Origin of the sequence: Limnohabitans sp. DM1, from assembly GCF_001269385.1 — a bacterium.
Classification (GTDB): Bacteria; Pseudomonadota; Gammaproteobacteria; order Burkholderiales; family Burkholderiaceae_C; genus Limnohabitans_A.
Genome location: NZ_CXOO01000011.1, coordinates 284,515 through 296,161, shown reverse-complemented (window position 1 = coordinate 296,161; position 11,647 = coordinate 284,515). Strand labels below are relative to the sequence as shown.

9 protein-coding genes are annotated in these 11,647 nt (G+C 61.3%); 5 read left to right on the top strand and 4 right to left on the bottom strand.

The annotated features are described in order from the left end of the window. The 5 genes from AMM33_RS22355 to def all read left to right on the top strand — a co-directional run. Positions 1–317, top strand: a 317-nt coding sequence (locus AMM33_RS22355; protein ID WP_228767957.1) for a hypothetical protein, incomplete at its 5' end; no start/stop codon positions are given. Between the two features lie 131 nt (positions 318–448). Next, a complete protein-coding gene (gene smc, locus AMM33_RS04560; protein WP_090139184.1) occupies positions 449–3,976 on the top strand; it encodes a chromosome segregation protein SMC in 3,528 nt (1,175 codons plus the stop codon). Positions 3,977–4,011: 35 nt separating this feature from the next. Continuing rightward, the gene (locus tag AMM33_RS04555) at positions 4,012–5,046 is read left to right on the top strand and encodes a cell division protein ZipA C-terminal FtsZ-binding domain-containing protein (RefSeq protein ID WP_090139215.1); all 1,035 of its coding nucleotides are present in this window, start codon (positions 4,012–4,014) and stop codon (positions 5,044–5,046) included. A gap of 14 nt (positions 5,047–5,060) precedes the next feature. Continuing rightward, a complete protein-coding gene (ligA, locus tag AMM33_RS04550) occupies positions 5,061–7,184 on the top strand; it encodes an NAD-dependent DNA ligase LigA (protein WP_090139183.1) in 2,124 nt (707 codons plus the stop codon). Positions 7,185–7,250: 66 nt separating this feature from the next. After that, complete coding sequence (gene def, locus AMM33_RS04545) at positions 7,251–7,790, top strand: peptide deformylase (protein ID WP_090139182.1); 540 nt, start codon at positions 7,251–7,253, stop codon at positions 7,788–7,790. A gap of 6 nt (positions 7,791–7,796) precedes the next feature. Here def and AMM33_RS04540 read toward each other — a convergent pair whose 3' ends face one another. From AMM33_RS04540 to lptG, 4 genes are read right to left on the bottom strand one after another with little or no spacing between them, the layout of a single operon-like run. Next, positions 7,797–8,966: a pyridoxal phosphate-dependent aminotransferase gene (locus AMM33_RS04540; protein ID WP_090139181.1), complete on the bottom strand. Its 1,170-nt coding sequence runs from the start codon at positions 8,964–8,966 to the stop codon at positions 7,797–7,799. 53 nt (positions 8,967–9,019) lie between these two features. Then, positions 9,020–9,961 (bottom strand): CysB family HTH-type transcriptional regulator, encoded by a 942-nt coding sequence (locus AMM33_RS04535; protein ID WP_090139180.1) that lies wholly within the window; start codon positions 9,959–9,961, stop codon positions 9,020–9,022. 59 nt (positions 9,962–10,020) lie between these two features. Continuing rightward, positions 10,021–10,410, bottom strand: coding sequence for a sirohydrochlorin chelatase (locus tag AMM33_RS04530; protein WP_090139179.1), 390 nt, complete (start codon positions 10,408–10,410; stop codon positions 10,021–10,023). Further along, a complete protein-coding gene (gene lptG / locus AMM33_RS04525; protein WP_090139178.1) occupies positions 10,407–11,513 on the bottom strand; it encodes an LPS export ABC transporter permease LptG in 1,107 nt (368 codons plus the stop codon). The genes AMM33_RS04530 and lptG overlap by 4 nt, the downstream gene beginning before the upstream one ends. Positions 11,514–11,647: the final 134 nt, after the last annotated feature.

Below are 11,647 nucleotides of genomic sequence, written 5' to 3'. Positions count from 1 at the left end.
CGCAGCCCACGGTGGCGCTCGTCAACAACGCGCAGCGCGAACATCAGGAATTCATGGGCACAGTGGACTCAACGAAGCTCCATTTTTTCAGTTGCACGCAGGCAGAGCCGATCAGCCAGCTTTCTGCAGAATCAGGGTGTTTCATGATGTCGGTCAACTTGAGGGCAGTCCKKGGGGGGGGGGGGGGCGAACTTGCTGCCATGAAGAGAATGTTGACCAGGGCTCATTCATTTGCAGCGCACGCAATTGACCAGGGCTCATTCATTTGCAGCGCACGCAAGGCCAGTCTGTGCCATGGGGCCGGATGGCTGGGTTAACATCTCAGACTCTTCCGAATCGGGGATTGAATCCTTTGATTCGTGATTTTTTGAGGGTTTTGGCAATGTCTTGACGGCTTGCGACCAGCCCTCGGGTTTTTTCAGCTTTTCATTGGATCGACCAGACCGCCGTGCGTCTCAATTCCATCAAGCTTTCGGGCTTCAAATCGTTCGCCGAACCGACCAACTTCTTGCTGCCCGGGCAGCTGGTGGGCGTGGTCGGCCCCAACGGTTGCGGCAAATCCAACATCATGGACGCGGTGCGCTGGGTGCTGGGCGAGTCCAAGGCGTCTGAATTGCGTGGCGAGTCCATGCAGGACGTCATCTTTAATGGCACCACCACCCGCAAACCGGCCAGCCGGGCCAGTGTGGAGCTGGTGTTTGACAATGCCGACCACCGCGCAGGCGGCCAGTGGGGCCAATTTGCCGAGATCGCCGTCAAGCGCGTGCTCACGCGTGACGGCAACAGCAGCTACTACATCAACAACCAGCCGGTGCGCCGCCGCGACGTGCAGGACGTGTTTCTGGGCACGGGCCTCGGGCCAAGGGCCTACGCCATCATCGGGCAGGGCACCATCAGCCGCATCATCGAGTCGCGCCCTGAAGAGCTGCGCTTGTTCCTCGAAGAAGCTGCAGGCGTGTCCAAATACAAAGAGCGCCGCCGCGAGACCGAAAACCGCCTGTCTGACACCCGCGAAAACCTGACCCGCGTCGACGACATCCTGCGCGAGCTGAACGCCAACCTGGAAAAGCTCGAAAAACAAGCCGAGGTGGCGCATCGCTACAACAACCTGCAGGCTGACAGCACGCTCAAACAGCACCAGCTGTGGTTTTTAAAGCGCCGTGACGCCGAGGCCGACCAGGGCCGCATGAAGTCCGATGTGGACCAGGCCGTCAACGCCCTGGAGTCCCGCATGGCCGACCTGCGCCATGTGGAAGCCGATCTGGAAACCATCCGCCAGGCGCATTACGCCGCAGGAGACCAGGTCAACCAGGCGCAAGGCGCTTTGTACGAAGCCAGCGCCGAAGTGGGCCGCCTGGAAGCCGAAATCCGCTTTGTGGTCGAAGGCCGCCAGCGTGCCGAACAGCGCTTGCAGCAGCTGATCGAGCAAACCGCCCAATGGGGCACCCGCAGCGAAGACGCCCAGGCCGAGCTGGAAACCCTGTCCGAGCAGGCCGCCATGGCCGAAGATCAGAGTATGACACTGGCCGCCCAGGTGGAAGACCAGGCCATGGCCTTGCCCGATCTGGAAGAAGCCCTGCGCAAAGCCCAAAACGACGCCAATGCCCAGCGCGCCAGTGTGGTGCAGGTGCAGCAGCAAATTGGTGTGCTGGCCGCTGACCAGCGCAACGTCGAAGAACAATCGCGCCAGCTCGAAAACCGCCGCGAACGCCTGCTGGCCGACCGCAACGCCCTGGCCGCCCCCGACGAGGCCCGGCTGCACAACCTGCAGGAACAGCTGGCCACAGCCGAAGCCCAAGTCGCCGAATCTGAAGCCCGCCTGCACGAGCTGCAAGACCGGGTGCCCGCGCTGGACGAAGACCGCCGTGAGCGGCAAAAGGCCGTCAACGATGAGTCTGCCCGTCTGGCCGACCTGAGCGCCCGCATCGAAGCGCTCAAGGCCTTGCAGGAAAAAGTGCGCACCGACGGCAAGCTCAAACCCTGGCTGGCCAAGCACGGCATGGACGGGCTCGAAGGCCTGTGGAGCCGCATCCACATTGAATCGGGCTGGGAAAACGCCCTCGAATCGGCCCTGCGTGAACGGCTGTCTGCGCTGGAGGTCTCGCGCCTGGACATGGTACGGGCCTTTGCCAATGACGCGCCCCCGGCCAAGCTCTCGTTTTTCAGCCCCCCGCTGGCGTCCAAAGCCGTGCCGCGCAGCGGCTTGCCCGGCGCTTGCCGCCCGCTGGCCGATTACCTGCGCATTCCTGATGCGGGGCTTTTGGCCCTGGTGACCGACTGGCTGCAAGGCTGTTACACCGCGCCCCAGATCGAAGATGCGCTGGCTTGGCGCAGCCAGCTGCAGCCGGGCGAAACCCTGTTGGTGCAGGCAGGCCACGCGGTGGATCTGAACAGCGTGGTGTTTTACGCGCAGGACTCCGAACAAGCCGGTTTGCTGGCCCGTGCGCAAGACATTGAAAACCTGGAAAAACAGCAACGCGCCCAGACCCTGATTGCCGAAGAAAGCCGCAGCGCCCTGGTGCGGGCCGAAGCCGCCTATGCCGACGCCTCGCAGCGCCTGGTCAGCGTGCGCCGCGAAGCGGCCGAAAGCCAGTCGCGCACCCACGAGTTGCAGGTCGAAACCCTGCGTTTGTCGCAGCTGGTGGAACAAACCCGCGCCCGCAGCGCACAAATCAACAACGACCTGGCCGAAGTCGACGCCTTGCTCGACGAATTGCAAGAGCGCCGCGTGACGGCTGAGGCACGTTTTGAAGAGCTGGACATGCAGCTGGCCGACAGCCAGGAGCGCCACGCCCAACTGGACGAACGGGTGATCGAGTCCGAACGCAAGCTGGCCGAATGCCGTGAACAGCAGCGCAGCCTGGAGCGCCGCGCCCAAGAGGCCCAGTTCTCGCAGCGCAGCCTGGACGCCCGGCGGGCCGAACTGAACCGCACCATTGAAACCGCGCAGCAGCAAGTGGCCAGCATCGACGCCGAAATGCAGCGTGCCCGCGATGAACTCAGCCGCCTGACCGATGCCGCCGCCCAGGCCGGTTTGCAAAACGTGCTGGCCGTCAAGATGGAGCGAGAGCAGGCCTTGGGCGCCCGCCGCAGCGCCTACGACGACCTCACGGCCAAATTGCGCGCCAGCGATGAACGCCGCGTGGCCTTTGAGCGCGAACTCGACCCCCTGCGCCAGCGCATCACCGACTTGCAGCTCAAGGAACAAGCCGCCCGATTGGGGCTTGAGCAATACACCCAGCTGCTGGCCGATGCGCAGGCCGACCTTGAAGCCGTGGCCCAGTCCATCGAAACCGGCCAGGTGCGCGTGACGGGCCTGCAAGGCGAGATCGACCGCATTCACCGTGAAATCACGGCTTTGGGCCCGGTCAACCTGGCCGCGCTGGAAGAGCTGACCACCTCGCGTGAACGCAAGACCTTCCTCGACTCGCAGTGCGCCGACCTGACTGACGCCATGAACACGCTGGAAGACGCCATCCGCAAGATCGACGCCGAAACCCGCGAATTACTGGGCGGGACCTTCAAGATCGTCAATGACCATTTCAGCCGCATGTTCCCCGAGCTGTTCGGTGGCGGCAATGCGCGCTTGGTCATGACGGGCGACGAAATCCTGGACGCAGGCGTGCAGGTGCTGGCGCAGCCACCGGGCAAGAAAAACCAGACGATCCACCTGCTGTCGGGTGGCGAGAAAGCCCTCACGGCCATTGCCCTGGTGTTTGCCATTTTCCAGCTCAACCCGGCCCCGTTTTGCTTGCTGGATGAGGTGGACGCGCCGCTGGACGACGCCAATACCGAGCGCTATGCCAAGCTGGTGGCGGGCATGGGCAAGGAAACCCAGTTCCTGTTCATCAGCCACAACAAGATCGCCATGGAAATGGCCGAGCAGTTGATTGGCGTGACCATGCAAGAGCAGGGCGTTTCACGCATTGTGGCTGTGGACATGGAGTCCGCAGTGTCTATGGCCGACATGGCCTGAACCTGAGAATTTGTATGTTGGATTTGTTGAGTGCATTGAGTTCATTGCAAGTCAGCTTGGTGGCCATGGGCGGGCTGACGGTGGTCGGGGTCGTGGTTTACAACTACTGGACTTCGCGCAAAAACGCGCCCAGATTGCCAGAGCCCCCCGCAGGAGCGGCGCACAAACTGGAACCCCAGGGCCATGAGTTGCGGGCCACAGAGCCCACGCTGGACGATGACTTTGCTAATTTGCCTCAGCCCGAGCGCAAGCCTTTGCTGGATGCCTTGATTGATGTGATCTCCACCATTGAGGTGGATCAGCCCGTGTCGGGCGACGCCGCACTGGCGGCGCTGCCGACCACGCGCCGTGTGGGCACCAAGCTGTTCACGGTCGAAGGCTGCAGCCAGCTCAGCGGCGAATGGGAAGCCATCGTGCCCGGCCAGCGTTATTCGGCCTTCCAGGCGGGTGTGCAGTTGGCCAACCGCATGGGTGCGCTCAATGACATCGAGTTTTCCGAATTCGTGGTCAAAACCCAGGCCTTTGCCGATGTCGTGGGGGGCACCGCCACCTTCAGCGACATGCTCGAAGAGGTGGCCCGTGCCCGTGAACTCGACCAGTTTGCCAATGCCCACGACGCCCAGCTGAGCGTCACCTTGTGCGCACGAGATGCCGCCTGGAGCCCGGGCTACATCCAGCAGCATGCGGCCCGTCTGGGCTTCATTGCCGGCTCCATTCCTGGTCGCCTGGTCTTGCCCTCGGCGGTGGCGGGTTTGCCGCCCGTGCTGTCCCTGAGTTTTGACATGCAAGCGGCTTTGGCCGAAGACCCGGCCTTGTCGGCGGTGCGTGAGTTTGCCCTGAGCCTGGACGTGCCACAAACGGCCCGCGAAGAGCAGCCCTTTGACCGCCTGCGTGAAGCGGCCCGCCTCCTGGCCCAGTCCATGGACGGGGTGGTCACCGATGGCCGGGGGCAGGTGCTGGCCGATGAAGCGCTCGACGACATTGCCCATGACCTGGAGCGGCTTTACAGCGCCCTGGATCAGCGCGAGTTGTCAGCGGGCTCCCCTCAAACGCGACGTTTGTTTTCGTGATGGGACTTGAGCACATGCCCCAGTCAGATTTGTTTGGCGATACAACGCCTGCCGCTGCGCATGGGGTGGCCCGTGCCGCCACGTCGCCTGCTGAACGTGCGGCCAGCTTGCGCACGGCCTTGCACCACCACGCGCATTGCTACTACACGCTCGATGCCCCCGAGGTGCCCGATGCCGAGTACGACCGCTTGTTTCGGCAATTGCAGGCGCTGGAAGCTGAGCACCCCGAGCTGTTGACCCCGGACTCTCCCACACAGCGCGTGGGCGGCAAAGTCCTGGCCGAATTTGCCCAGGTCACGCACCGCGTGCCCATGCTGAGCATCCGCACCGAAACCGACACCGAAGCCAGTGGGGCCGAGGCTTTTGATGCCCGCATCCGCAAGGAATTGGGCCTGACCGAATCTGACCCGGCGGTGGACTATGTGGCCGAGCTGAAGTTTGACGGCCTGGCCATGAGCCTGCGCTACGAAGACGGCGTGCTGGTGCAAGCGGCCACCCGGGGCGACGGCGAAACCGGTGAAGACGTCACCACCAACATCCGCACCATTGGCCAGATTCCGCTTCGCCTGCCCGCCGATGCACCTGCCGTGCTGGAAGTGCGTGGCGAGGTGTACATGCGCCGCGATGATTTTGAGGCCCTCAATGAGCGCCAACGCCAGCGCATTGCTCAAGGCATGAAGGGTGAAAAAACCTTTGTGAACCCCCGCAACGCCGCTGCCGGAGCGGTGCGCCAGCTCGATTCCGGCATTGCCGCCGAGAGGCCCTTGAGCTTTTTTGCCTACGGCTGGGGTGACATCAGCGCGCCGTCTGAAGGCGCCCCCGTCTGGACCACGCACTACCAAGCCTTGCAGCAGCTCAAAAGCTGGGGCTTTCCGGTGGCCGAGCAAACCTCTTGCGTGCAGGGCGCAGCGGGACTGGTGGGCTTTCACCAGCGTATCGCCGCAGAGCGTGACCGTTTGCCTTATGACATCGACGGCGTGGTCTACAAAGTTAATGACCTGGCCTCGCAGCAGCAACTGGGCTTTGTGACCCGTGAGCCCCGCTGGGCGGTGGCTCACAAATACCCGGCGCAAGAAGAAATGACGCAGGTGCTGGCCATCGATGTGCAGGTGGGCCGCACCGGCAAGCTCACCCCGGTGGCCAAGCTGGCCCCCGTGTTTGTGGGTGGCGTGACGGTGACCAATGCCACGCTGCACAACGAATTGGAGGCCCGCCGAAAAGACGTGCGGGTGGGTGACACAGTCATCGTGCGACGTGCAGGCGACGTGATCCCCGAGGTGGTATCGGTGGTGCTGGACAAGCGCCCGGCAGGTGCCGAGTTGTTCACCATGATGAGCCACTGCCCGGTGTGCGGCAGCCTGGCCGAGCGGGAAGAGGGCGAAGCCGACCACCGCTGCACCGGCGGGCTGTTTTGCAGCGCCCAGCGCAAACAGGCCGTCTGGCATTTTGCGCACCGCCGCGCCATGGACATCGAAGGCCTGGGCGACAAACTGGTGGACCAGCTGGTTGATTCGGGCCGCGTCAACACCTTGGCCGACCTGTACAGCCTGCAGTTGCAGGACCTGGCGGGCATGGACCGCATGGCCGAAAAATCAGCCCGGAATTTGCTTGATGCGCTGGACAAATCCAAGCAGGCCACGCTGCCCCGGTTTTTGTTTGGCCTGGGCATTCGGCATGTGGGCGAGGCCACTGCCAAGGAGCTGGCCCGGCATTTTGGCCAACTGGACGCCATCATGGCCGCCAGCGAAGACGCGCTGCTGCAGGTGGCCGATGTCGGTCCCATCGTCGCCCACAGCATCCGCACTTTTTTTGACCAGCCGCACAACCGCGAAGTGGTGCAGGCCTTGCGCGATGCAGGCATCCATTGGGTCGAGGGTGATGCCCTAGCCCCGACCGAAATGCCGCTGGCAGGCCTCACGGTGGTGCTGACCGGCACCTTGCAAAGCATGGGCCGCGACGAAGCCAAAGACAAACTCGAAGCCCTGGGCGCCAAAGTTGCCGGCTCAGTGAGCAAGAAAACCAGCTACGTGGTGGCGGGCGCGGAAGCGGGCAGCAAGCTCGACAAGGCGCAGGCGCTCGGTGTGCCTGTGCTCGATGATGCGGGGCTGGCGGTGCTGCTGTCGGGGCACAGGCCCTGATGGCACCCGTTGTGTGCCTTTTTTTCTGCCCTTTTGCGTGAAATACTTTTGAAGTGATTTGCCGCCATGACCATCCGTGAAATTCTGAAAATGGGCGATCCACGTCTTTTGCGTGCGGCCCAGGCGGTGTCACCGCAGCAAATGCGGGGCTTGGGCCAACTCGTGCAGGACATGCAGGACACCATGGCAGCCGTCAACGGTGCGGGTCTGGCTGCACCCCAGATCGGGGTGGATTTGCAGGTCGTGATTTTTGGCACCGACCGCATCAATCCCCGCTATCCCAATGCACCCGCCATCCCGCGCACGGTGCTGATCAACCCGGTCATCATCCCGCTGGAAGACAACGAAGAAGAGGATTGGGAGGGATGCCTGTCCGTGCCGGGGCTGCGTGGCGTGGTGCCCCGGTATGCGCGCATCCGCTATGCCGGACTGGATTTGTCCGGCGACATGATTGACCGCACGGTCGATGGTTTTCATGCCCGCGTGGTGCAGCACGAATGCGACCACCTGCTGGGCAAGCTGTACCCGATGCGCGTGCGTGACTTCACGCGCTTTGGCTATACAGAGGTGCTGTTTCCGGGCATCAACGCGGTCGAGGATGACTGAACCTGCTCACAGCCTGGCCAGTCGATGCAGCGCCAGTTGCAGCGTTTCATCTTTTTTGGCAAAGCAAAACCGGATCACCTTCTGGTCAAAACCGTTGCCGTAAAAGGCCGACAGCGGAATGGCGGCCACACCGATGTCGGTGGTCAGCCATTGGCAAAACTGGGCTTCGCTCAGGTTTTTCTCGGGCACATCCAGGCCCGAGATGTCCACACACTGGAAATAGGTGCCTTCGCCGGGCAGCAGTTTGAATTTGGTTTGCGCCAGTCCCTGGCGGAACAGGTCGCGTTTGCGCTGGTAAAACGCAGGCAGCTCCAGATAAGGCGCCGGGTTTGCCATGAAGCGCGCTAGGGCGTGCTGCATGGGGGTGTTCACGGTGAAAACGTTGAACTGGTGGACCTTGCGAAATTCGGCGGTGAAGGCCGCCGGTGCTGCCACGGTGCCGATTTTCCAGCCCGTCACATGGTAGGTCTTGCCAAAGCTGGAGACGATGAAGGCTCGAGCGGCCAGGCCGTCAAAGTGCGCCGCGCTCCAGTGCTGGTTGGGGGCGAAGACCATGTGTTCATAGACCTCGTCGCTGATGAGCACGATGTCCGTGGGCACCAGGATCTCTTGCAGCGTGAGCATCTCCTCGCGTGACCAGATCATGCCGCTGGGGTTGTGCGGCGAGTTGATGAGGATGGCGCGGGTTTTGGGGCTGATGGCCGCGCGGATTTTGTCAAAGTCGGGGCGAAAGGTGCCCGGTGTCAGCGGCACACGCACCACCACCCCGCCTGCCAGTTCGATATTGGGCACATAGCTGTCGTAGCAGGGCTCCAGCACGATGACTTCGTCACCCGGGTGCACGATGGCCAGGATGGCGGTCAGGATGGCCTGAGTGGCCCCGGCCGTGACAGTGATCTCGCTGGCCGGGTCGTAGTGGCGGCCATAAAGGGTTTCAATTTTTTTCGACACGGCTTCGCGCAGCGGTGCCACACCGGGCATGGGCGGGTACTGGTTGAGGCCTTCGCGCATGGCGCCGTCCACCAGATCGAGCAGCTTGGGGTCGCACGGAAAGTCTGGAAAGCCCTGGCCCAGGTTGACTGCGTTTTTCTCGGTGGCCAGAGCCGACATGATGGTGAAGATGGTGGTGCCCATGTTCGGTGCTTTGGAAACCAGCTGTGGGGTGCGAGCAGTCATGGTGTGTCAATCAATCAAAGGTTGAAAAAATCAGATTCAGTGGACCCTGCCCGTTAAAGCTCGTAATCGTTGACGTGCCCGGTCATGGCTTTGGTAATGAGCGGGCCGGTGAGCCGGTCACTGAGCAATTCGGCGAAATGGTAGACAAAGTGGCGCAGGTAAGCCCCTCGCTTGAAGGCCACGCGTGCCACGTTCAGGCCCAGCAAATTGGCCAGGGGCCTCACGGCCAGATCGTGCACGGGATCATCCTTGACGGCCATTTCGGCCACGATGCCAATGCCCAGGCCCAGTCGCACATAGGTCTTGATCACGTCGGAGTCGATGGCTTCCAGCGCAATGCGGGGATGCAGTTTTTTCGCGGCAAAAGCGTGGTCAATGCGACTGCGCCCTGTGAATGAGGGGTGGTAGGTGATGATGGGTTCGCTGGCAATGTCGTCAAGCGACAAGTTCTCTTTTTTAGCCAAGGGATGGTCCAGAGGCAGCACCAGAACGTGTTGCCACTCGTAGCAGGGCAGGGTGACCAGGTCTTCATAGGCCGACAGGGACTCGGTGGCGATGCCGATTTCGGCTGTGTCGTCGAGCAGCATTTTGGCCACCTGATCGGGCGCACCTTGGTGCAAGCTGATGTTGACCTTGGGGTATTTGTCGCGCAACTTGGCCACCGGCATGGGCAGCACATAGCGCGCCTGGGTGTGTGTGGTGGCAATCGACAGTGTGCCGCTGTCCTGGGCGCTGTATTGGTCGCCAATTTTGCGCAAATTGACCACTTCGCGCAGGATCACTTCAATGCTGTGCAGCACATGCTGGCCGGGCTCAGTGATGCGTTTGAGCCGTTTGCCATGGCGGGCAAAGATTTCGATGCCCAGCTCTTCTTCAAGCTCAATGATGGCCTTGGAGACGCCCGGTTGCGAGGTATGCAGCGCCTTGGCCGTTTCGGTCAGGTTGAGGTTGCGGCGAGCGGCTTCTTGGACAAAACGAAATTGGTGCAGGTTCATATGCTCAAAGCTATATTGAATTGCATCATTATGCTTTAGCTGTCTATGGCTGCTTTTGTCTAAGCGTTGCTGGTTTGACCCGCGGCGATGTCTGCCATGAGGGCCGTCATGGCCGGGTGTTCGCCAATGGCGGGCATCAGCTCGAAGTGCATCTGCGGATAGGCTTGGTGCAAGTCCTGTACCAAAGCGGGCAGGTCTTCACGGGCATGGCGCCCCACGCCCAGAAACATAGGCACGATGCGGATGTGCGACAAACCCTGCGTCATCAGTTGCTCGACGGTCGTGTTCAGGTCTGGTGGCATCAACTCCAGAAAGGCGCAAGCCACAGCCAAGCCGGGCCATCGGGCTTTCATGTTGTCGGCCACCGCGTCGATGGGCAAACGCCACAAAGGGTCGCGTGAACCGTGGGCAAAAAGAATCACGCCCGTTGGGGCCAGGTTGTTGCTCATCGTCTTAACACCATCCACCAAAATGCGCCCAAAGAAACAGCGCTGTAAATCAAGGCCGGAGCCGCCGAGGTCAGCCAAGGCTGCCAGTTGTGCAGGTTGCCTACAAAGCCAAACAGATTGTTCAGCAGCGTAAAGCTGATGCCGGCCAGCACGCCCAAAAAGACATGTCCGGCAATCTGCCCCGAGCGAAAGTGCAAATAGGCAAAGGGCATGGCCAGAACCAGCATCACCAGGCAGCTGAGCGGATAGAACACCTTGCGCCAAAACTCGATTTCATAAGCCTGGGCGTTTTGTTTGTTTTGTGACAGGTGGCGCATGTACTTGAACAGCTCCCAGGTGCGCATGCGCTCGGGGCTGAGCAAGGCCGCGGCCACCATGTCGGCGCTGATTTTTGTCGGCCAAACTTGTTCTTTGACATGTTCGGACGTGAATTTGAGCTGCTTGGCATCTGCGCTGGTTGCAATCGTTTTGCGCTCCACATCCGTGAGCAACCAGGCCTTGGGCTGGATCAGCGCTTTGGATGCCGTGCTGATGCTCAGCAATTTGCCTTGTGTGTTGAACTCGTGGATGCGGATGTTTTCCATGTGTTCAAGGCCATCAAACAATCGAACATTGACGGCAAAGTGTCGCTGCCCCTGGGTTTCTTTGAGCCAGGCACCGGTTTGACCGATGGTCAGTCGCCCCTGAAATTGCCCTTTGAGCTGGATGGCCTGCCGATCTGCCCAAGGCGCTGCGTAGTCGCCAATCAAAAAGGTGAGAGTGACAAAGATAAGGCCGAGGCTCATCAAGGAACCCAAGGCGCGCAAAGGGTCCAGGCCGCCCGTTCGCAAGATGGTGAATTCCGAACTCTGCGCCAAGCGGGCCATGACCAATATGGTGCCGATCAATACCGAAATGGGCAAAAGCTCATACAGATGAACCGGAATTTTCAGGGCAATGAACAGCAAGGCATGGTGCAGCCGATAGCCTTGGGCTTCGTAGCGGTTGAGCTCTTGCAGCTCAGACACCATGTCAAAAAAACCAAACAAGGCCAGAAAACTGGCCGCGACAAAAGCCACAGCCCGCAATATTTCCCCATGCAGCAAACGCCGAACGGTTTTCATATGCGGGCCTCGGGCAGTGTGGTGGCAAAGGTCAAGGCAAAAGCTTTGAGGTTGTCGCAGTACAGATGGCCAGCCAGCAGCTGGTGCTGCACAGCTTGGAAAGTGTGAGCCAAGGCTTTGCGAAGGGAAGAATG

Bases quoted from the DNA above. Each gene is read 5' to 3' on its own strand.
- ligA (WP_090139183.1), top strand. From the start codon at position 5,061: ATGCCCCAGTCAGATTTGTTTGGCGATACAACGCCTGCCGCTGCGCAT.
- def (WP_090139182.1), top strand. From the start codon at position 7,251: ATGACCATCCGTGAAATTCTGAAAATGGGCGATCCACGTCTTTTGCGT.
- AMM33_RS04540 (WP_090139181.1), bottom strand. From the start codon at position 8,966: ATGACTGCTCGCACCCCACAGCTGGTTTCCAAAGCACCGAACATGGGC.
- AMM33_RS04535 (WP_090139180.1), bottom strand. From the start codon at position 9,961: ATGAACCTGCACCAATTTCGTTTTGTCCAAGAAGCCGCTCGCCGCAAC.
- AMM33_RS04530 (WP_090139179.1), bottom strand. From the start codon at position 10,410: ATGAGCAACAACCTGGCCCCAACGGGCGTGATTCTTTTTGCCCACGGT.
- lptG (WP_090139178.1), bottom strand. From the start codon at position 11,513: ATGAAAACCGTTCGGCGTTTGCTGCATGGGGAAATATTGCGGGCTGTG.